This window comes from Methylobacterium trifolii (assembly GCF_022179685.1).
Lineage (GTDB): Bacteria > Pseudomonadota > Alphaproteobacteria > Rhizobiales > Beijerinckiaceae > Methylobacterium > Methylobacterium trifolii.
Genome location: NZ_BPRB01000207.1, coordinates 1 through 20,873, shown reverse-complemented (window position 1 = coordinate 20,873; position 20,873 = coordinate 1). Strand labels below are relative to the sequence as shown.

20 protein-coding genes are annotated in these 20,873 nt (G+C 72.3%); 13 read left to right on the top strand and 7 right to left on the bottom strand.

Going from position 1 to position 20,873, the window contains the following annotated elements; genetic code table 11:
• On the bottom strand, positions 1-362 hold a 362-nt coding region (locus COGEMETH_RS17815), incomplete at its 3' end, for a DNA topoisomerase IB-related protein (RefSeq protein ID WP_507762998.1).
• 110 nt (positions 363-472) lie between these two features.
• On the opposite strand from COGEMETH_RS17815, the gene COGEMETH_RS17810 reads away from it, so the two are divergent.
• The 3 genes from COGEMETH_RS17810 (at position 473) to COGEMETH_RS17800 (ending at position 2,930) form a co-directional block, all read left to right on the top strand.
• The gene (locus COGEMETH_RS17810; protein WP_238183943.1) at positions 473-1,630 is read left to right on the top strand and encodes a glycosyltransferase; all 1,158 of its coding nucleotides are present in this window, start codon (positions 473-475) and stop codon (positions 1,628-1,630) included.
• Positions 1,627-2,292 (top strand): class I SAM-dependent methyltransferase, encoded by a 666-nt coding sequence (locus COGEMETH_RS17805; protein WP_238183942.1) that lies wholly within the window; start codon positions 1,627-1,629, stop codon positions 2,290-2,292. The genes COGEMETH_RS17810 and COGEMETH_RS17805 overlap by 4 nt, the downstream gene beginning before the upstream one ends.
• Positions 2,293-2,393: 101 nt before the next feature.
• Positions 2,394-2,930, top strand: a complete 537-nt coding sequence (locus COGEMETH_RS17800; protein ID WP_238183941.1) for an NAD(P)H-dependent oxidoreductase — start codon at positions 2,394-2,396, stop codon at positions 2,928-2,930.
• Between the two features lie 7 nt (positions 2,931-2,937).
• Here COGEMETH_RS17800 and COGEMETH_RS17795 read toward each other — a convergent pair whose 3' ends face one another.
• Positions 2,938-3,498 (bottom strand): glutathione peroxidase, encoded by a 561-nt coding sequence (locus COGEMETH_RS17795; RefSeq protein WP_238183940.1) that lies wholly within the window; start codon positions 3,496-3,498, stop codon positions 2,938-2,940.
• Between the two features lie 144 nt (positions 3,499-3,642).
• On the opposite strand from COGEMETH_RS17795, the gene COGEMETH_RS17790 reads away from it, so the two are divergent.
• Together COGEMETH_RS17790 and COGEMETH_RS17785 are read left to right on the top strand one after the other, a co-directional pair.
• Positions 3,643-4,158 carry a PRC-barrel domain-containing protein gene (locus COGEMETH_RS17790; RefSeq protein ID WP_238183939.1) on the top strand — a complete coding sequence of 172 codons (516 nt, stop codon included), beginning with the start codon at positions 3,643-3,645 and terminating at the stop codon, positions 4,156-4,158.
• A 124-nt stretch (positions 4,159-4,282) separates the two neighbouring features.
• A complete protein-coding gene (locus COGEMETH_RS17785) occupies positions 4,283-4,687 on the top strand; it encodes a PRC-barrel domain-containing protein (RefSeq protein ID WP_238183938.1) in 405 nt (134 codons plus the stop codon).
• A gap of 56 nt (positions 4,688-4,743) precedes the next feature.
• Here COGEMETH_RS17785 and COGEMETH_RS17780 read toward each other — a convergent pair whose 3' ends face one another.
• Positions 4,744-5,562, bottom strand: coding sequence for an AprI/Inh family metalloprotease inhibitor (locus tag COGEMETH_RS17780; RefSeq protein ID WP_238183937.1), 819 nt, complete (start codon positions 5,560-5,562; stop codon positions 4,744-4,746).
• A complete protein-coding gene (locus COGEMETH_RS17775) occupies positions 5,559-6,491 on the bottom strand; it encodes a 2-hydroxyacid dehydrogenase (RefSeq protein WP_238183944.1) in 933 nt (310 codons plus the stop codon). The genes COGEMETH_RS17780 and COGEMETH_RS17775 overlap by 4 nt, the downstream gene beginning before the upstream one ends.
• 324 nt (positions 6,492-6,815) lie before the next feature.
• Between COGEMETH_RS17775 and leuC the strand changes: the two genes are divergently transcribed.
• The 6 genes from leuC (at position 6,816) to COGEMETH_RS17745 (ending at position 14,891) form a co-directional block, all read left to right on the top strand.
• Positions 6,816-8,228, top strand: coding sequence for a 3-isopropylmalate dehydratase large subunit (leuC, locus tag COGEMETH_RS17770; protein ID WP_238183936.1), 1,413 nt, complete (start codon positions 6,816-6,818; stop codon positions 8,226-8,228).
• 116 nt (positions 8,229-8,344) lie between these two features.
• Entirely contained in the window at positions 8,345-9,730 is a 1,386-nt protein-coding gene (locus tag COGEMETH_RS17765) for a TAXI family TRAP transporter solute-binding subunit (RefSeq protein WP_238183935.1), read from the top strand.
• Positions 9,731-10,092: 362 nt separating this feature from the next.
• Positions 10,093-11,406, top strand: a complete 1,314-nt coding sequence (locus COGEMETH_RS17760; protein ID WP_238183934.1) for an MFS transporter — start codon at positions 10,093-10,095, stop codon at positions 11,404-11,406.
• Positions 11,407-11,469: 63 nt separating this feature from the next.
• Positions 11,470-12,585, top strand: coding sequence for a metallophosphoesterase family protein (locus tag COGEMETH_RS17755; RefSeq protein ID WP_238183933.1), 1,116 nt, complete (start codon positions 11,470-11,472; stop codon positions 12,583-12,585).
• A 58-nt stretch (positions 12,586-12,643) separates the two neighbouring features.
• Positions 12,644-13,915, top strand: a complete 1,272-nt coding sequence (locus tag COGEMETH_RS17750; protein WP_238183932.1) for an arsenic transporter — start codon at positions 12,644-12,646, stop codon at positions 13,913-13,915.
• 43 nt (positions 13,916-13,958) lie between these two features.
• Entirely contained in the window at positions 13,959-14,891 is a 933-nt protein-coding gene (locus tag COGEMETH_RS17745; protein ID WP_238183931.1) for a DMT family transporter, read from the top strand.
• On the opposite strand, the gene COGEMETH_RS17740 is transcribed toward COGEMETH_RS17745, so the two are convergent.
• The 3 genes from COGEMETH_RS17740 to COGEMETH_RS17730 form a co-directional block, all read right to left on the bottom strand.
• A complete protein-coding gene (locus COGEMETH_RS17740; RefSeq protein WP_238183930.1) occupies positions 14,888-15,364 on the bottom strand; it encodes a hypothetical protein in 477 nt (158 codons plus the stop codon). The two genes, COGEMETH_RS17745 and COGEMETH_RS17740, sit on opposite strands and share 4 nt — an antisense overlap.
• A gap of 17 nt (positions 15,365-15,381) precedes the next feature.
• On the bottom strand, positions 15,382-16,968 hold the full coding sequence (locus tag COGEMETH_RS17735; protein ID WP_238183929.1) for a Na+/H+ antiporter: 1,587 nt from the start codon (positions 16,966-16,968) through the stop codon (positions 15,382-15,384).
• Between the two features lie 119 nt (positions 16,969-17,087).
• Positions 17,088-17,555 carry an Lrp/AsnC family transcriptional regulator gene (locus COGEMETH_RS17730; RefSeq protein WP_238183928.1) on the bottom strand — a complete coding sequence of 156 codons (468 nt, stop codon included), beginning with the start codon at positions 17,553-17,555 and terminating at the stop codon, positions 17,088-17,090.
• A gap of 123 nt (positions 17,556-17,678) precedes the next feature.
• Here COGEMETH_RS17730 and COGEMETH_RS17725 point away from each other — a divergent pair, with 123 nt between their 5' ends.
• Both COGEMETH_RS17725 and COGEMETH_RS17720 read left to right on the top strand, forming a co-directional pair.
• Positions 17,679-20,042, top strand: coding sequence for a thiamine pyrophosphate-binding protein (locus COGEMETH_RS17725; RefSeq protein ID WP_238183927.1), 2,364 nt, complete (start codon positions 17,679-17,681; stop codon positions 20,040-20,042).
• 79 nt (positions 20,043-20,121) lie between these two features.
• The gene (locus COGEMETH_RS17720) at positions 20,122-20,817 is read left to right on the top strand and encodes a glutamine amidotransferase-related protein (protein WP_238183926.1); all 696 of its coding nucleotides are present in this window, start codon (positions 20,122-20,124) and stop codon (positions 20,815-20,817) included.
• The last annotated feature ends 56 nt before the right edge of the window (positions 20,818-20,873 follow it).

Here is a 20,873-nt window from a genome sequence, read left to right as displayed (position 1 = left end):
GGCAGGGCGTCGGCGAAGGCCATGATGCGGGTAAACTTCGTCGTCTCCCGCGCCTCTCGGAAATCGGGGTGGTAGCGGTACTGCTTGCGCCCCTTGGCGTCGCGCCCCGTGGCCTGGATGTGGCCGTTGGCGCGCGGGCAGATCCACACGTCGGTGTAGGCGGGGGGGATGGCCAGCGACCGGATGCGGGCCAGCACGGCGGCATCGCGCACGGGTGCGCCCTTCGCGTCGAGATAGCGGAAGCCCGTGCCGCTCTTCTTCCGGGTCAGGCCCGGCCGGCCGTCGTCCACGTAGACCAGCCCGGCCTCCGCCGCCGCGTCGCGAGGATCGACGATGATGCCCGCGGTCTCCTCCGAGGCCATGGTGGCTGTTCCTCCGCTGCTTTGCGCCATCAACCGGGGGCCCGCCGCGCCTGTTCCGGCCCCTGCGCATCCGCCGCACAGGCCAGTTGCGGCATGCTACATGGCCGGCGATGGACGCCTCCTCCCAAAGCCCGGCCGTGCCGATGCGGCGCCTCGCCTTCGTCGTGACCGAGGACTGGTTCTTCGCCTCGCACTTCCTGCCGATGGCACGCGCCGCGGTGGCGATGGGCCTGTCGGTGGCGGTGGTGACGCGGGTGCGCGACCACCGCGCCGCGATCGAGGCGACGGGCGCGCGCGTCGTGGCCCTGGAGGCCGAGCGCTCCAGCCTCAACCCGATGGCGGCGGGCTACGCGGCGGGCCAGCTCGCCGCGATCCTGAAGGCGCTCAAGGCCGACATCGTCCACTGCATCGCGCTGCGCGGCATCCTCGTCGGCGGCACCGCGGCGGCGATGGCCGGCATCCCGGCGCGGGTGTTCGCCGTGACGGGCCTCGGCCTGATCGGCGCCCGCCAGGACCGGGCCGGGCGGATGACGCGGCTCGGCCTGCGCCACCTGATCCGCGGGCCCCTGTCATCGCGAAACACCCGGTTCCTGTTCGAGAACCCGGACGACGCCCGCGCGCTGGGCCTCGACCCCTCCGACACAACTGTGACCATCGTCGGCGGGGCGGGCGTCGACCCGGACGTCTTCGCCCCGCTACCCCTGCCCGCCCAGCCGCCCCTGCGGGTCGGGATCGTGGCGCGGATGCTGTGGTCGAAGGGCGTGGACGTGGCCGTCGAGGCCGTGCGCCTCGCCCGCGCGCAGGGGGCGGCCGTGGAGCTCTCCCTCTACGGCGCGCCCGACCCATCCAACCGCCGGGCGATCCCCGAGGCGACCCTGCGGGAGTGGTGCCGCGACGGGGTGGCGTGGCACGGGGCGACCCGCGACGTGGCCGGAATCTGGGCCGGGCACCATGTCGGCTGCCTTCCCTCGCGGGGCGGCGAGGGCCTGCCGCGCACCCTGCTGGAGGCGGCGGCCTGCGGACGGGCGCTGCTGACCACCGACGTGCCGGGCTGCCGCGCCCTGGTCCGCGACGGGATCGAGGGCTTCCTCGTGCCCCCGGACGACGCCCCGGCACTCGCAGCAGCCCTGGTGCGGCTGGCGGCCGATCCGGGCCTCGTGGCGGCGCTGGGCACGGCCGCCCGCGCACGCATCGTCGAGGGCGGGTTCACGGAAGCGGCCGTGGCCGAGGCGGTCTGCGGCCTCTACCGGGAGTTGCTGCCCGCATGAGCCGCCTCGTCCCGGACGACGCGCCCGGCTTCATCCGCGCCAACACCCGCCTGCTGCCGGTGCCGCACGCCCCCGAGATCCGCCTGCACGTGGCCGACGAGGCGACCGCCCTGTGGCAGAAGACCGAGGACGAGTTGCAGGCGATCGGCCTGCCGCCGCCGTTCTGGGCCTTCGCCTGGGCCGGGGGGCAGGCGCTGGCCCGCTACCTCCTCGACCATCCCGAGACCGTCGCCGGCCGCCGGGTGCTGGACTTCGCCTCGGGCTCGGGCCTGGCGGCAATCGCCGCCGCGCTTGCCGGGGCCGCGGCGGTGGAGGCCAGCGACCTCGACCCGTTCGCGATCCCCGCCATCCGCCTCAACGCGGAGGCCAACGGCGTGGCCGCGCTCATCACGCCGGTGCGGGCCGACCTGATCGGCAGCGTGCCGGAGGCGGAGCTGATCCTGGCCGCCGACATCTTCTACGAGCGCGACCTCGCGGGCGCCGTCTCGGATTGGCTCGGGGGCCTGCACGCGCGGGGCAAGACGGTGCTGATCGGCGATCCGGGCCGGGCCTACCTCCCGCGCGAGCGACTCGAACAGGTCGCCACCTACGAGGTGCCGGTGACGCGGGCGCTGGAGGATGCGGCGGTCAAGCGCAGCCACGTCTGGCGGTTTCGCGATTGAGGTGTCACACGGTGGCGCATCGCCACGTGCGGGCGGAGCCAACGCGTCCCGATGCCGTTGAGCCAGGCCTTCTCGAAAAATCCTCCGATCGGTCGTCCAGCGTGTCCCTCCCCCGTGTCGTCGCCTTCTCGGCGAGCGCCAACCGGCCCTCGCGCACCCGCAACCTCGTGGAGGCGGTGGCAGCCGAACTCGCCCGCCACCGGCGCATCGATCTCGACGTCCTGGACCTGGTCGATGCCGGGCCCGGCCTCGGCGCGACCGCGCGGGACGGCCTGTCGCCGGCCGCCGCACGGCTGATCGGGGCGATCGAGGGGGCGGACGCCCTGATCGTGGGAACGCCGGTCTACCAGGGGGCCTATTCGGGCCTGTTCAAGCACGTCTTCGATTTCGTGGAGCCGGCGGCGATGGCGGGCAAGCCCGTGGTGCTCACGGCCACCGGCGGCGGCCTGCGCCACGCCCTCGTGGTCGAGCATTCCCTGCGGCCGCTCTTCGGCTTCTTCGCCGCCCACGTGGCGCCGACCGCGGTCTATGCCGGGCCGGACGAGAACGAGGACACCACCGTGCCCGAGCGCATCGCGGCGGCCGCCCGCGAACTCGACGCGCTCCTCGACATCGTGCGAGCGCCGGCGGACGCCTGAGTTTCCGTCAGGCCGCGTCGAGGGTGGCCGCGATCGCCGAGATCACCCGCGGATCGGTGGGTTCCACCTGCGTGGCGAAGGCCTGGGCCAAGGACCCGTCGCGGGCGACGAGGTACTTGTGGAAGTTCCAGCGCGGCGTTTCTCCCGGCCGCTCCAGGGCCGCCCACTGGTAGAACGGGTGGGCGCCCGGCATCTTCACGCGGGTCTTGGCCGTCAGCGGGAAGGTGACGCCGTGGTTCTTGCGTGCGGCCTCGGCGATGGCCGGCCCGTCCAGGGGCTCCTGGTTGCCGAAATCGGGCGACGGCACGCCGATCACGGTGAGCCCGCGGTCCTGGAAGCGGGTCCAGAGGGTCTGGAGGCCGGCGAGCTGGCCGGCGAAGCCACAGGCGGTGGCGGTGTTGACCACGAGGATCGGCCGGCCGGCGAAGGCCGAAAGCGGCATCGCACCACCCTCGGGCCTGTCGAAGGCGAAGGCGGTGCCCTTGGTCTCGCCCGCGCTGGCGACGGAGGCGCCCCCGGCCAGGGCCGCCCCCAGGAGCAGAAGGGTCTCGCGGCGCAGCAGCGTCATGGTCGTCTCCCGAAGCTCCGGAACAAGGTTAGGGCGGCGCCGCCCGATGTCGATCCGGCCGCGGAACCATCGCGACGGCAGCGGCCTTGAGCGGGTGCACCTCCATCGACGCCTTCCATCGACGTTTTCGGGATACGAGACACCATGCGTAGAGCTTTTGCCGGCACGCTGTTTTTCCTGGCCGGCGCCAACCTCGCCCTCGCCCAGTCGGACCCGGCGCCCGCCACGCCCCCGGCCGCGCCCGCCGAGACCCCCGTCGCACCCGTGCCGGCCAAGCCCGCGACCTTCACCGGCGACCAGCGCCCCACCTTCGTCGCCCAGACCCCCGACGAGATGGTGGCGAGCAAGCTGATCGGCCTGTCGATCCAGAACGCGTCCAACGAGACCATCGGCGCGATCGCCGACGTGGTGCTCGACGAATCCGCCCGCGTGAAGGCCTGGGTGGTGGGCGTCGGCGGCTTCCTCGGCATCGGCACGAAGTACGTGGCCGTGGACCCCAGCGCGATGCGGCTCGACCGCTCCGACGCCAAGAACCTCAAGGCCACGATCAACACCGACAAGGACCAGCTCCGCGCCGCGCCGGAATACGTCTACCTCGGCAAGGAGAAGCCGGCGAGCGCGCAAGGCGGCGCCGACCCGGCCACCACGCCCAAACCCTGAGTCCGGGGCGGCGGGCACGGATTCGAGGAAATGTTACACCTGTTAACATTTTTGCGGCCGATGTCGGAACGAAGGGCACGGGCCGGCCATTCCTAGGCCCCATCCCGGGATTTGGAGTTTTCCGATGCGTCGTTACCTCTTCGCTGCCGTGGCCGCCGCCGCCCTCGCCGGCCCCGCCTTCGCCGAAAGCGCCAAGCCGGCTGCTCCCCCCGCCACGGTGAAGTTCGCGCCGGTGCCCGCGGACGCGGTGCTGAGCTACAACCTCGTCGGCCTGAACATCGTCGACGGTTCGAACGCCAACGTCGGCGAGATCAAGGACCTCGTCATCGAGAAGGGGCACTTGGCCGGCTACATCACTTCGGTCGGCGGCTTCCTCGGCATGGGCGAGCGCTACGTCGTGCTCGATCCGACCTCCGTGGCCCTGACCTACGACGAGGGCGCCAAGAAGTGGAAGGCCTCGGTCAACGCCACCAAGGACCAGCTCAAGGCCGCCCCCGAGTTCAAGTACGAGGGCAAGTTCAAGCACTGATCCTCGCTCAGCGCCGGTCCCGACCACCGGTCGGGACCGGCGCCACCGGCTGAGACCTACGGCTCGATCCGGCGCAGGACGAAGGTGGTGCCGGTCTCCGGCTCCCGCCGCCAGCGCCCGTCTCCCGTCGGCACGAGGTCGACCGTGTGACCGCGCTTGGACTTCAGCGTCATCTTGCCCCCGGCATAGCTCCAGAGGGCGGGATCGAAGATCTCCAGCCCGCTGTCCCGGCAGCCGTCGACGATGCGCACGGGGGCCCCCGCCCCCGCCCCGAGGTCGAGGCGGCAGACGTCCCGGTCCCGGTAGCGGTCGAGGGCGTAGAGGCCGGGCGACGGCCGCTGGCCCGCGGTCTCGTCCGCGGCGGGGGGCGGCAGTTCGGCACCCGCGCGGGGCGGCTCGGCCGGAGGGCGGGCGGCGACAGGCGGCGGCTCGGGCGGCCGCATCGTCGCGATCTCCAGGGGCACGAGGTTGTAGACCTCCCCGGTCTCGGCGCGGGCGACGAGGCTGCGTTTGTCGGGACGTTTGGCGAAGGCGAGCAGCGGGCGCACGTTGCGGTCCACGAGCCGCACGCCCCCATCCGCGAACAGCCAGCCCGCGACCCCGCCCAGCAGCGGCAGCGCCCGGCGGCAGCCGGCGGGGAAGCGCAGGCGCCGGCCCGCATCCCCGTTCTCCATGGTGAGCGTCAGCACGCAGCGGCGGTTGGTGCCGTCGCGCGACAGGTCCCAGGTGCCCGGCACGTCGGCGAGCTTGTCGGGCAGGGTCACGGCGAAGGGGGCCGGTTGCTCCGCCGCCGGCGGCGGGGGGGCTGCGTCCTGGGCCCGCGCCGGCCCGGCGAGGCAGGCGGCGGCGATTGCCGAGAGAACCCACCGGCTCATGCGCGAGGGCTCCAGGGCGTCTCGGCCACGGGCGTCAGCGGTCCCCGCCCCTCGAACCACGACACGAGGTTGTCCACGACCAGTTGCCCCATCGCCGCGCGGGTATGGTGGGAGGCCGATCCCACATGCGGCAGCAGCACGGCGTTCTCCAGGGCGGCCAGCGCCGCGGGCACGTGCGGCTCGTTCTCGAACACGTCGAGGCCGGCCCCGAGGATCGTGCCCGCCTCCAGCGCCCGGACCAGGGCGGCCTCGTCCACGAGGCTGCCGCGGGCGACGTTGACCAGGATGCCCTCGGGCCCCAGCGCCGCGAGCACCGCGTCCCCGACGAGGCCGTTCGTGTCCGGCCCGGCCGGGGCCACCACGATCAGCACGTGCACGGCACCGGCCATCCCGAGGAGGGAGTCGTGATAGGTGTAGGGCACGCCGTCCTGCGGACGGCGCCCGTGATAGGCGATCTCGACGCCGAAGCCTTCGAGCCGCCGGGCGATCGCCCGGCCGATCCGCCCGAGCCCGAGGATGCCGACGCGCCGGCCCCGCAACGACGCGGAGAGGGGGAACGGCGCCTTCGGCCAGTGGCCCGCGCGCAGGTAGCGGTCCGCCTGCGGGATGCGCCGCAATGTCGCGAGCAGAAGGCCGATCGTCAGGTCGGCGACCTCGTCGGTGAGCACGTCCGGCGTGTTGGTGACGACGACGCCCCGGCGATGGGCCTCGGCGGCATCGATGGTGTCGTAGCCGACGCCGAAGTTCGAGACGATCTCGAGCTTCGGAAACCGCGCCATCAGCGGCCCGTCCACCGGCACCTGCGCGCCGACCGCGAGCCCGCGCACCGCGCCGCCGACCGCCCGCAGGAGGGCCTCGGGGTCGGGCGCGGCGTGGAGCCGGTGCAGGGTGAAGGCGGCCTCCAGGGCCGCCTCCACCGTGGGGTGCATCGGCTTGAGGGTCAGGATCTCTACGGCCAAGGACGCGGCTCCTCGCGGGCGGGCGCCTGCTTGCCGCGCCCTTCGCCCAGGATGTGGGTGCCCCGATCTGTAGGGCCGTTCGCCCTCGCGCGGAAACGGCCTCCGGTCACGGCGGGGCGGCTTTGTCGCGGATAACGCACGGGGCCGCCCGTGACAGGCGGCGGCGGATGCCAGGGCGGCATCCCTGGAACGATTCCGAAGCCCCTTCCGAAACCGCGATGCGGACCCTAGTAATGCAGGTTCGCGAAGGCCCGGCAGCGGGTCTGAGGTCCGAGACGAACCGAAACAGAAGCCATGAGCACCGCGCGCACCCTCTACGACAAGATCTGGGACGACCACGTCGTCGATGTCCAGCCGGACGGCACCAGCCTCCTCTACATCGACCGCCACCTCGTGCACGAGGTGACAAGTCCCCAGGCCTTCGAGGGTCTACGCGCCGCCGGCCGCCGCGTGCGCCACCCGGAGAAGACGCTGGCCGTCGTCGACCACAACGTCCAGACCTCGGACCGCTCCAAGGGCATCGAGGACCCCGAGAGCCGCACGCAGCTGGAAGCGCTGGCCGAGAACGTGCGCGCGTTCGGCATCGAGTTCTACGACGCCCTCGACCGCCGCCAGGGCATCGTCCACATCATCGGCCCCGAGCAGGGCTTCACCCTGCCCGGCCAGACCATCGTCTGCGGCGATTCGCACACCTCGACGCACGGGGCCTTCGGGGCGCTCGCCCACGGCATCGGCACCTCGGAGGTCGAGCACGTGCTCGCCACCCAGACGCTGCTGCAGAAGAAGGCCAGGAACATGCGCGTGACCGTGGACGGCACGCTGCCGGCCGGCGTCAGCGCCAAGGACATCGTGCTCGCCATCATCGGCGAGATCGGCACCGCGGGCGGCACCGGCCACGTCATCGAGTATGCCGGCGAGGCGATCCGCGCCCTCTCGATGGAGGGGCGGATGACGATCTGCAACATGTCGATCGAGGGCGGCGCCAGGGCCGGCCTGGTGGCGCCGGACGCCACCACCTACGCCTACGTCAAGGACCGGCCCAAAGCCCCCAAGGGCGACGCCTTCGCGCGGGCGCAGGCCTACTGGGAGAGCCTTCCCACCGACGAGGGCGCCTATTTCGACCGCGAGGTGCGCCTCGACGCCGCGAGCCTGCCGCCGATCGTGAGCTGGGGCACGAGCCCGGAGGACGTGGTCTCGATCCTCGGCGCGGTTCCCGACCCCGCGGCCATCGCCGACGAGAACAAGCGCCAGTCCAAGGAGCAGGCCCTGTCCTACATGGGGCTGATTCCGGGCACGAAGATCACCGACATCCGCCTCGACCGGGTCTTCATCGGCTCCTGCACCAACGGGCGCATCGAGGACCTGCGCATCGTCGCCAGGATGGTCGAGGGCCGCACCGTGCACCAGGGCGTCTCGGCGATGGTGGTGCCGGGCTCCGGCCTGGTGAAGGCGCAGGCCGAGGCCGAGGGCATCGACCGGGTGCTGAAGGCCGCGGGCTTCGACTGGCGCGAGCCCGGCTGCTCCATGTGCCTCGGCATGAACGCCGACCGGCTCAACCCCCTGGAGCGCTGCGCCTCCACCTCGAACCGCAACTTCGAGGGCCGCCAGGGGCACCGGGGCCGCACGCACCTCGTCTCCCCGGCCATGGCGGCGGCGGCGGCCGTCGCGGGCCACTTCGTCGACATCCGGCAATGGCCGGCCGGCTGAAGCCGGGCGCCCGCCGATAACCGGGACGTGCCCTCCGGCCGGATCACGCGGCCCGGAGGGCACGGCCTGTCCGAGGGCGCCGGCACGCGGATGACGAGGAAGGGCCGGCTTCGACGATGACCCTTCCGGGCTTCACCTTGCGCCGCGAGGTCGTGTTCCTCGCGCTGACCGTGCTCCTCGTCCTGGCGGCCGGCATCGCCTACTGGGTCTCCCGCGCGACCACGCTGACCATCGCGGTCGCGCCCAAGGACGGCACCGAGCCGGCCCTCATCAAGGCCTATTCGGACGCGCTGTCGGCCGGGCGGAAGGAGATCCGCCTCAAGACCCTGCCGTTCGACGACGTGAACGACAGTGCCGCAGCCCTCCAGGACGGGCGCGCGGACCTCGCCGTGGTGCGGCCCGACGTGGCGCTCCCCGGCAACGGCCTGACGCTGGCGATCCTGCGCGACCAGGCCATGATCATCGCCTCGCCGGACGGGTCCGGCATCACCGCCTTCGCCGACCTCGACCGCAAGCGCCTGGGCATCCTCGCCCACCGCGACGCGGACCAGTCGCTGATCAAGGCCCTGGTCGAGCATTACGGCCTCACCCTGCTGGAGACCGCCCCGGAGGGCCCCGTGCCGGCGCGCCACGTCGCCCTGGTCCAGGTCACGGAGGCGGACCTGCCCGCGGCCTTCGCCCGGAAGCGCGTGGACGCCGTCGTCTCGGTGATCGCGCCGGCCGCCCCCACGGCCCTGCGGATCGTCGGCATCGTCCAGGCGGCGAGCCGGAACCGGAAGGTCGCCTTCATCGACGTGGACGACGGCCCGGCCATCATCGAGCGCATGCCCCGCCTCCAGGCGGTGACGATCCCGGCCGGGCTGTTCGGCGGAAGCCCGAAGGTGCCGGCCGAGGACGTCCGGACCATCGGTGCCTCCTATCGGCTGATGGCGCGCGCCTCCCTGTCGCGCTCGGTCGCCGCCGACGTGACCCAGCACCTGTTCCAGCTGCGCACCGGCATGGCCGCGAGCACGTCGGCGGCCGACTACATGCTCGCCCCGAGCTACGAGACCACGGCGGCGGCCACCAGCGCCCGCCTGCCGATCCACCCCGGCGCGGTCGACTTCTACGAGCGCGAGCAGCAGGGCTTCGTCGAGCGCTACGAGACCTGGATCTACCTCGTCGCCTTCCTCGGCGGCGGCCTCGGCTCCGCCTTCGCCTGGATCGGGCAGCGGCTCTCCCGCGTGCGGCGCGAGCGCATCGAGGAGGCGACCGACAGGCTGCTGGAGATCCGGGCCCAGGCCGGCAGCACCACCGACCCGGCCCGGCTCGACGCCCTGGCCGGCGAGATCGACGACCTGGCCGGCGACATCGCCAAGCACGCCCTCGAACGGCCGACCGAGGCCCGCACCATGAGCGCGGCCGCCATCGCCATCGACGCGGCCCGCTCCACGGTGAAGCGGGCCTCGGTCACGGGCGGCCTCGCCGCACATCCCGCGACCGGGGCGGGACCGGCCGCGTGATCGCGCCGGGACGGAGGGGCGGCCGCGGCGCCTATCCCGAGCCGCTTAACCGAAACTGAACCGGCCGGTTCAGGCCGGGTTCGCTCACGATCCCCTATCACGGCTCCGGCACCGGGACCTGCGTCGCGTAAACGACAGACTGGGCGCGGGCTGCTCTACGCTCGAACGACCTGGCGTTGCCCACTGTGGTTGCATGAATGCATGATGCATCTTGCGATCTTACGAAGGCGGGCAGGTTTTAATCCTGCGCCGGGAACATCAGTCGCGCTCGACCATTTGCAGCCGGACCGATCAAGGACGCGGCCGCCGAGCCTCCGACCGGACCGGGTCTCCACCCACGCACAGACCGAGGCGAACGCACGATGACGGGCTCGACCACGCCTCAGACCGGGTTGGAGCGCTCGCCCGCCCGCGCGACGCTGCGCGGGCTCGATGCCCTCAACTTCTTCCTGGCCGACGTGCGGGACGGGCTGGGCCCGTATCTCGCGATCTACCTGATCGCGGTGCGCGGCCCGGACCAGGGCTGGAACGAGGCGACCACGGGCCTCGTCATGACCATCGCCGGGATCGCGGGCCTGATCGCGCAGACCCCGGCCGGCGCCCTGATCGACCGCACGCGCCATAAGGGCGCCGTCGTCATCGCCGGGGCGGTCGCCGTCACCCTGAGCTGCCTGGCGCTGCCCTTCATCACGAACTTCTACCTTGTCGCGGCGACGCAGTCGGTCGCCGGCATCGCCGGGGCGATCTTCCCGCCGGCACTGGCCGCGATCACGCTGGGCGTCGTCGGCCCGAAGATGTTCTCCCGGCGGATCGGCCGCAACGAGGGCTTCAACCACGCCGGCAACGCGGTCTCGGCCGCCATCGCGGGCGCGACGGCTTATTTCTTCGGGCCGGTGGTGGTGTTCTGGCTGATGGCGATCCTGGCCGTGTGCAGCATCGGCGCGATGCTGATGGTGCCGGCCCGCGAGATCGACGACGACCTCGCCCGCGGGCTCGACTGCGCGGAGTCGGAGGCCTGCGAGCAGCCCTCCGGCCTCAAGGCGCTCCTGTCCAACAAGTACCTGCTGCTGTTCGCGGGGCTGGCGGCGCTGTTCCACCTCTCGAACGCCGCCATGCTGACCTCGGTCGGCCAGTTGCTGACGCACCTCTCCGGCAAGGAGAGCGCGACCTCGCTCATCGCGGTCTGCATCGTGGCCGCCCAATGCGTCATGGTGCCCATGGCCGTCATGGTCGGGAGCAAGGTCGACGCCTTCGGGCGCAAGCCGATCTTCCTGGCCGCCTTCGGGGTGCTCGCGATCCGCGGCGTGCTCTACACGGTCTCGGACAACCCCTATTACCTCGTGGCCGTGCAATGCCTCGACGGCGTCGGGGCCGGCATCTATGGGGCGCTGTTCCCCATCGTGGTCGCCGACCTGACCCGCGGCACGGGACGCTTCAACGTCAGCCAGGGGGCGGTCGCCACCGCGCAGGGGCTGGGCGCATCGCTCAGCGCGACGCTGGCCGGCCTCATCATCGTCTCGGCCGGCTATTCCACCGCCTTCCTGGTGCTGGCGGCGATCGCAGCGGTCGGCTTCCTGATCTACCTCGTCGCCATGCCCGAGACCCGCGGCTTCGAGCCGGAGCGGCAGGGCACCGGCGGCGGGGGCGCGGCACCCCTCCCGGTGCCGGCCGAGTAGTCCTTCGAACTCCGAAAATCAGCTGTGGGCGCTGTTCCCCACGTCCAAGTGGATTGCGAGGCCATGAGCGCGCGCGACGACATCCTAGCCTTCGCCCATATCGGGGACCTGCACCTGACGGTGGCCGACGGCGACAACGCGCGGGACTTCCTGGCCATCGCCGACCAGATCGGCGAGGCCGAGGGCCTCGACTTCGTCTTCCTTCCCGGAGACAACGCCGACAACGGGACGCCCGCGCAATACGCCCTCGTGCGGCAGGGGCTCGACCGCCTGCGCCTGCCGGTCCACGTCATCACCGGCGACCACGACATGGAGGGTGGCGGGCTCGATGCTTTCCACGACGGCCTCGGCGTCCCGCGGCTGCCCTACGCCGTGGACGTGTCGGGCATCCGCTGCCTGTTCCTCGACATCTGCGGCCCCGGCTCGGGCGGTCCCGACTTCCGCCTCGGCGCGGAGCAGCGGGCATGGCTGGAAGCGGAACTCCGCGCCGGCGAGCGGGAGGGGCTCGACTGCGCCCTGTTCATGCACAGCTACCCGGCCGACCTGAAGGGCGCGGGCGAGGCCGAGGCGGTCGGTCGCCTCGTGTTCTCGTCCCGGGTCCGCCTCGTCGAGATGGGCCACACCCACTACAACGAACTCGCCAACGACGGCCGCACGATCTACGCGGCGACGCGCTCCACGGGGCAGGTCGAGGAAGGGCCGGTCGGCTACGCCATCGTCGCCGTCGACCGGGGCGTCGTGGCCTGGCGCTTCAAGGAGCTGTCCCGGCCCTGGCCCTTCGTCATGGTCACGGCGCCTGCGGACAGGCGGCTCGCCCATGACGACGCCCACGTGGTGGAGGGGTCCGTCGAGATCCGGGCCGTGGTGTTCGGGCCGGCGCGGATCGCCGCCTGCGAATTCAGCATCGACGGCTCCCCCTGGCGGGCGATGGGCCGTGCGGAGGGCGACCGTCGCTTCGGTGCGCGGGTCGATTGGCCGGCGGGCGCCCGCAGGCTCACGGTCCGGGTCACGGATGCGGAGGGCGGCACCGACGAGGACGTGGTCGAGCCGGCCGCCGAGCTTGGGGCGCGCCCAACCTCGAAGGGCATCGGCAGCGATGCGGACGCGGTCGGCGCCTGGCCCGAGAAGGGCCTCGTCGGCACGCAGCTCGGCCCCAACCGCAACGGCCGGCACTGGTAGCCGCCTGCCGGCGACACCCCGACCCACCACACGAACGACCTAGGGAAGAACCTCAGCGATGGGCGCGTTCAGCCTGACACCCAACCTCGCGACCTGGGCCATCGCCGGGCTCGCGACCCTCGGGGTGATCGTCCGCCCGTTCTCGTGGCCGGAGGCGGTCTGGGCGGTGCTGGGCGCTGCCGCGCTGCTCGCCTTCGGGCTGATCTCTCCCGTCACCGCCTGGGACGGCGTGCTGAAGGGGACGGACGTCTACCTCTTCCTCGTCGGCATGATGCTGCTGGCCGAGATCGCCCGGAAGGAGGGCCTGTTCGACTGGCTGGCCGGCATCGCCGTCAGCCGGGCCAAGGGCTCGGCGACCCGCCTGTTCCTGCTGGTCTACGTCGTGGGGACCGTGGTCACGGTCTTCCTCTCGAACGACGCCTGCGCCGTCGTGCTGACGCCGGCCGTCTACGCCGCCGCCAAGGCCGCCAAGGCCGAGAACCCCCTGCCCTACCTGTTCATCTGCGCCTTCATCGCCAACGCGGCGAGCTTCGTCCTGCCGATCTCGAACCCGGCCAACCTCGTGGTCTACGCAACCCACATGCCGCCCCTGACGCAGTGGCTCGCCCGCTTCGCCCTGCCGTCGCTGCTGGCCATCCTCGCCACCTACGCCGTGCTGCGCCTGACGCAGAACGCCACCCTGAAGCAGCAGACGATCGCCACCGACGTGGAGGTGCCGGCACTCTCCGGCACCGGCAAGGTCGCCGGCTTCGGCATCCTCGCCACCGCGGCCGTGCTGATCGCGGCCTCCGCCTACGGCATCGAACTCGGCCTGCCGACCTTCGCCGCGGGGCTTTCCACCACCCTCCTCGTCCTCGCGATCAAGCGGGGGGGGGCCGTCGACGTGGTCAAGGACGTGTCCTGGAGCGTGCTGCCGCTGGTGGCCGGCCTGTTCGTCCTGGTGGAGGCCCTGGAGAAGACCGGCGTCCTGACCCTGATCGCCAACACCCTGAAGCGGGCCGCGGCAAGCTCGCCGGAGGTCGCGGCCTGGGGCGGCGGCACGCTGGTGGCAGTCCTGTGCAACCTCGTGAACAACCTGCCCGCCGGTCTCATCGCAGGCGCCGCCGTCCAGCAGGCCGACGTGTCCCAGACGGTCGCGGGCGCGATCCTGATCGGGGTCGACATCGGCCCGAACCTCTCCGTCACCGGCTCGCTCGCCACCATCCTCTGGCTCACGGCGATCCGCCGCGAGGGCCAGGACGTGAGCTTCTGGCGCTTCCTGAAGCTCGGCTTCCTGGTGATGCCGCCCGCCCTGCTCCTGGCGCTGGCCGGCCTGCTTCTCGTCCACTGACACCGCCGACACCGGCCCGACACCGCCCGGAGCATCCCCCGACGTGAACCCGATCCTGCTCTATCCCTTCATCCTGGTCGCGGGCGCCCTGCAGGCGGCCGGCAACTCGATGAACGCGCGGCTGCGCGTGGCGATGGTGAACCCGTGGCTGGCGGCCGCCGTCTCGTTCAGCCTCATCGTCTTCGTGTTCGCGACGCTGTTCCTCGTCATGCCGACGCCGCTGCCGACCCTCGAATCGCTTGCCAGGATGCCCTGGTACGCGCCGCTGGGCGGCATCGCGGGGGCCGTGGCGGTGTTCGGCGGCCTCGCCCTGGTGGACAAGGTCGGGGCCGGGCCGTTCAACGGCCTGCTCATCACCGCCAACATCCTGACCTCGCTGGCCATCGACAGCGTCGGCCTGTTCGGGATGCAGGCGGGCGGCTTCAAGGCGCTGCCCTGGCTCGGCGGCCTGCTGATGGTCGGCGGCATCGTCCTCATCGCCCGCGCCAGTGGAGACTCGAACAAGGACGGCGGCGGCGAGGGGCACGGGATCAGCGCAGGGCTGCTCTATCCCTTCGTGCTCGGGGCCGGCGCCCTCCAGGCGCTGGGCGTGGTGATGAACGCGCAGTTGCGCGGGGCCGTGGTCAATCCGTGGCTGGCCGCCGCGATCTCGTTCCTGCCCATCGTCTTCGTCTTCCTGGCGATGCTGGCGATCCGGCCGACGCCCCTGCCGACCCGGAAGGACCTCGAAGGCCTGCCGTGGTGGGCGCCGCTCGGCGGCATCGCCGGGGCGGTGGCGGTGTTCGGCGGCCTGCTCTTCGTGGACACGGTCGGCGCCGGGGCCTTCAACGGCCTGCTGATCACCGCCAACCTCCTGACCTCCATCGCCATCGACCATTTCGGATGGTTCGGCATGCCGGTGTGCCGGGCCGGGCGGGCGCGTTTCGCCGGCGCGGCCCTGATGGCCGGCGGCATCCTGCTGATCGCGGTGTTCTAGGACGGCGGCTCCTGCAGGAGCCGGGCGTCCGGCGACGGGCCCAGGTGGCGGCCGGCGATGGACCAGAAGGTGGCCCCGCCCAGCATCCCGGCCGACAGCGGCAGCGCCCCGGCGAGGGACAGGCTCTCGGCGATGCCCGTCGGCCGCTGGACGACCAGCATGGACAAGCCGAGCCCGCCGATGCCGCCGGCGATGGCGAAGTAGGCGAGGCTGCGGATGCGCGCCACGAAGGCGAATACGAACGTCGCCAGGAAGCCGGGAAGCGCGAAGAGCGTCGCCAGGAAGGCAACGCCCAACCACGCGCCCGCCACGGCCATCGCGGACACGCGTCCGCCCGAGACCAGCCCCGAGGCCGCCGTGCAGGCCGTCAGCCAGGTATCCGCCACCGCCACGGCTGCGAGGTAGCCGCCGATGACGCGGGTTTCCGGGTCGGGGAGATCCGCAAGCCGGCTGCGCCGCCCGCCCGTTGCCATGCCGCCCGCCCCGCTCCTCAGCCCCGCGCCGTCTCGGCGGTCATCTCCTGGAGGTCGAGATCGTGCTCCAGGACGTGCAGGGTCTCGTCGTGGATCTCGCCGGAGCGATGCAGGCGCAGGATCTCGGCGCGGCCGGCCGCGATCGTCGCCAGCAGGACCCGGTAATGGTCCGCGCGGTTTCCGGCGAAGGTCTCCGGCGCCTCGCTGTAGCGGGCGGCGGCGCCCGCCCGGTGGCCGTACTGTTCCAGGAGGCGCGGATGGCGGATGGCTCCGTCCGCATCCCGTGACAGCGCCTCGATGGCGGCGAGCTGCGCCTGCGCCATCCGGGCCCGTGCCGTGGCCCGCGGCAGGTGGCGCCCGTCCTCGCCCGCATCGGCTTCGAGCCGGAGCAGACGGATCAGCGGACCCAGCGTCGTGCCCTGGAGGAGCACGGTCACGAGGATGACGGCGAAGGCGGCGGCCAGGATGAAGTCGCGGCCCGGCATGGCCGCGGGCAGGGACAGGGCGATGGCGAGGGTGACGACGCCGCGCATGCCGGCCCAGCTCATCACCGCGGACGCCGCCGGCGCGGCCGCGGGCCCCGGCCGCCCGAGCAGGCGTGCGGCGCCCACGCGCAGCAGGTCGGCGCCGAACACCCAGGCGAAACGCGACAGCACCACGGCCGCGACCACCCCGGCCACTGGAACGGCCAGGGTCTCGATCGCGTCCCCGGCGCCGCCCAGGCGCTCGACGACCCCGCGCAGGGACAGTCCGATCAGGACGAAGACGAAGGCTTCCATGAGGAAGATCATCACCTGCCAGAAGGCGGTTCCGCGCAGCCGCAGGTTGGCCGAGAAGATGTCGTGCTGGTACCAGCCGAAGATCAGCCCGGCCGTGACCGTCGCGATCACCCCGGAGACGTGCACCGCCTCGCCCCCGACATAGGCCGCCCAGGGCAGCAGGAAGGTGCCGGCGATCATCAGGTGGACGTCTTCGAGGTAGCGCAGCAGCTTGACCCAGGCGAAGCCCACCGCCGCGCCGACCGCGACGCCCCCCAGCGCCAGGACGCCGAAGGTCAGGGTCGCGTCGCCGATGCTGAAGGCGCCGGTGAGCGCCGCCGCCACGGCGAAGCGGAACAGGACGAGGCCGGCGGCGTCGTTGAGGAGGCTCTCGCCTTCCAGCAGGACCATGAGGCGCCGGGGCAGCGACACCCGCGCCAGCACCGCCTTGGCGGCCACCGCGTCGGGGGGCGACACCACGGCGCCGAGGGCGAAGCACGCGGCCCAGGGCAGGCCCGGCACCAGGAGGTGCGCGACGACGCCCACGGCCAGGGTGGTGAAGGCCACCGCTCCGACCGCCAGCGACAGGATGCCGGGCAGGTGCCGCCGGAAGTCGGACCAGACCGTGAAGTAGGCCCCCTCCATCAGGAGCGGCGGCAGGAACAGCACCAGGACGAGGTCGGGATCGAGACTGACGGCCGGGATGCCGGGCACGAAGGCGAGGGCGATGCCGCCCACGATCAGCGCCGCGGCCGGCGGCAGGCGGGTGCGCCGCGCCAGCACTTCGAGGCCGAGGATCGCCACCAGCAGCAGCAGGATGAATTCGAAGGTGGCGACGGGCGTCATGACCGGCTCTCGGATGGCGGGTGGCCCCGCCTTTACCTCGCCCCGTCGATGACGGGGGAAGGCGCCGATTGCAAGGATCGCCGGCCGAGGACGCCCAGGCGTCCCCGAGCTACGGGACATCAGACCGGCAGCACGTTGGTGTACTTCACCTGCCCCAGAGCGAAGCTCGATTCGATCGAGCCGACCCCGTCGAGGCGGGTGAGCTTGTCCTTCAGGAAGCGCTCGTAGGCGGCCAGATCCGGCACCACGACTCGCACGAGGTAGTCGTGCCGGCCCGTCATCAGGTAGCACTCCACCACCTCCGGCCAGCGGGCGACTGCGTCGGCGAAGCGGTCGAGTTCCTCCTCCCGCTGCCGTTCGAGCTTGACCGAGGCGAAGACGCTGATCGGCAGGCCGACCTTGGCCTGGTCGACCAGGGCGACGTAGCCCTTGAGGATGCCCGCCTCCTCCAGCATCCGTATCCGGCGCAGACACGGCGAGGCCGACAGGCCGACGCGGGAGGCCAGTTCCTGGATGGTGATGCGCCCGTCGCGCTGGAGTTCGGCCAGGATGCGCCGGTCGATGGCATCGATGCGCCGTTCCGGCATGTTTCCCTCGAAATCCGCACGCCGTTGGTGGATGCTGCCGAAAACTACGGCCGGGACGGCAAGTTTGGCAAATATCGCCCCGGCCCCGATGGCATCTTCGCGCCGACGTCCGAGAGGCCAACCATGCGTTCCGACCCGCGCCTGCCCTACCTGACCGAGCTGGAGCGCAAGGCGCTGTGGCTCTCCACCTGGATGATCCACAACGCCAACCACGTCCGCCCCAACGAGGACGGGATGAAGGTCGGCGGGCACCAGGCCTCCTCCGCCTCCCTGGCGACGATCCTCACCGCCCTCTACTTCGCGGTGCTGCGGCCGGAGGACCGGGTCGCGGTCAAGCCCCATGCCGGGCCGGTCTTCCACGCGATCCAGTACCTCGCCGGCAACCAGACCCGCGAGAAGCTGGAGAACTTCCGCGGCTACGGCGGGGTGCAGTCCTACCCCTCGCGCACCAAGGACACGGACGACGTGGACTTCTCCACGGGCTCGGTGGGCCTGGGCGTGGCGCAGACGCTGTTCGGCGCGCTGGTGCGCGACTACGTGCGCGCCCACGGCTGGGGCCTCGACCGGCCGGAGGGGCGCATGGTCGCCCTGGTGGGCGATGCCGAGATGGACGAGGGCAACATCTTCGAGGCCCTGATGGAGGGCTGGAAGCACGGCCTGCGCCGGACCTGGTGGATCATCGACTACAACCGCCAGAGCCTCGACGCGGTGATCCGCGAGGGCCTCTACACCCGCTTCGAGGAGATCTTCCGCTCGTTCGGCTGGGACGTCGTCGTCCTCAAGTACGGCTCGCTGATGGATGCCGCCTTCGCCGAGGCCGGCGGCGAGCGCCTGCGGGCCTGGATCGACACGGCGCCCAACCAGCTCTACGCCGCCCTGACCTTCCAGGGGGGCGCCGCCTGGCGCCGCCGCCTGGAGCAGGACCTGGCCGACGATTCCGACGCCCTGGCCCTGATCGGTCGCCGCTCGGACGCGGATCTGGCCGCCCTGATGGGCAACCTCGGCGGGCACGACCTCACCAACCTGCTCGCCGCCTTCGCGGCCGCCGACAACGATCGGCCGACCGTGTTCATCGCCTACACGGTCAAGGGCTTCGGCCTGCCGCTGGCCGGCCACAAGGACAACCATTCCGGGCTGCTGACGCCGGCCCAGGTCGAACTGTTCCGGGAGAAGGCGCAGGTGCGCCCCGGCCACGAATGGGAGCCCTTCGAGGGCCTGTCGCTGCCGGCCGAGGACCTGCGTCGCTTCGTCGGGCAGGCGCCCTTCTTCAGCGAGGGCACGCGCCTGCGCGACGCGCCCCGCCTGCCGGTGCCGCAGGACTTCCCCTGCCCGCGCCAGCCCGTCCTCTCGACGCAGGCCGGCTTCGGCATGATCCTGAACGAACTGGCCCGCTCCGACGCGCCCATCGCCGACCGCATCGTCACCACCTCCCCGGACGTGACCGTCTCGACCAACCTCGGCGGTTGGGTGAACCGGCGCGGCCTGTTCGCCCGCGAGGAGATGCGCGACCTGTTCCGGGCCGAGCGCATCCCCTCGACCTTCACCTGGGACTTCTCGGCCAAGGGCCAGCACATCGAACTCGGCATCGCCGAGATGAACCTGTTCCTGCTGCTCTCGGGGCTCGGCCTCTCGCACAAGCTGTTCGGCGAGCGGCTGATCCCGATCGGCACCCTCTACGACCCGTTCATCTGTCGCGGGTTAGACGCCCTGAACTACGCCTGCTACCAGGACGCCCGCTTCATCATCGCGGCCACCCCCTCGGGCGTGACCCTGGCGCCGGAGGGCGGCGCCCACCAGTCGATCGGCACGCCCCTGATCGGGCTGGCCCAGGACGGGCTCTCGACCTTCGAGCCGGCCTTCGTGGACGAATTGTCCGTGCTCATGGCGCACGCCCTCGACCACGTGCAGCGGGACGGCCCGGAGGGCGGCTCGGTCTACCTGCGGCTCTCGACCCGCGGCATCGCCCAGCCGACGCGCACGATGTCCCCGCGGCTCGCAGAGGACATCGTGGCCGGCGCCTACTGGATGCGCGAGCCCGGCCCCAACGCCGAGCTGGTGGTGGCCTATACCGGCGCGCTGGCGCCGGAGGCGATCGAGGCGGTCGGCCGGATGGCCGAGGACCGGCGCGACGTGGGCCTCCTGGCCATCACCTCCGCCGACCGGCTGCATGCGGGCTGGACGCAAGGACAGCGCGCCCGCGAGGGGGGTGAGCGGGGCGCCGTGAGCCATATCGAGACGCTGCTCGCCGGCCTCGGGCCCCATTGCGGCCTCGTCACGGCGATCGACGGCCATCCGGCCACGCTCGGCTGGCTCGGATCGGTGCGCGGGCACCGCACCCGGGCGCTCGGTGTCGAGCGCTTCGGGCAGACCGGCACCGTGGCCGACCTCTACCGGCATTACGGGCTGGACGCCCGCGGCATCGTCATGGCCGCCGCGGGCCTGGCCCCCGAGCGCCCGATCCGGCACCTCGGCCTCGCCTACGGGTAGGCCGCTGGGGTTGCGGCCGATCCTCGCCTGACCGATGCAGGGGCCGGCCACCCCGGCGCCGCGGTACGGAGGACGCCCCTTGCGCATCGGCATCCTCGAGACCGGAAGCCCGCCGGAGCGCCTCGGCGGCCGCTTCCCCTCCTACGCCGCGATGACCCGGCGTATGCTGGGCGACGCGCACGCCTATACGGTCTTCGACGTGCGGGCGGGGCGCCTGCCCGAGCACCCGCAGGGTTTCGATGCCTATGCGATCACCGGCTCGGCGGCGGGCGTCTACGATCCCCTGCCGTGGATCGCGAACCTGATCGGGTTCCTGCGCGCGCTGCCGCCCTCGGTGAAGCTCGTGGGCATCTGCTTCGGGCATCAGGTCATGGCGGAGGCCTTCGGCGGCCGGGCGGGCAAGGCGCCGAATGGCTGGGGCCTCGGCCTGCACGCCTACGACGTGGTCGAGCGGGCGCCCTTCATGGACGCGGCCACGCGGATCGCGGTGCCCGCGAGCCACCAGGATCAGGTGCTCGAAAGACCGCCGGGCGCCCGCGTGCTGGCGGCCAGCGCCTTCACGCCCTTGGCCATGCTGGCCTATGCGGACCGCGCGGCGCTGTCCGTCCAGTGCCACCCGGAATTCGAGCCGGACTTCGCCCGCGCCCTGACCGAGGGCCATCGCGCCGGCGCGGACGACCCGGCCCTGGTGGAGGCGGCCCTGGCCTCCTTTGATGCGCCCCACGACAGTGCGCGCCTGGGCGGCTGGATCAGGCGGTTCCTGGAGTCGGCGTGAGGAAGCGCCCTTCACCGACCGGCGCTCGTCCCACCCACTCCCTCATCCTGAGGTGC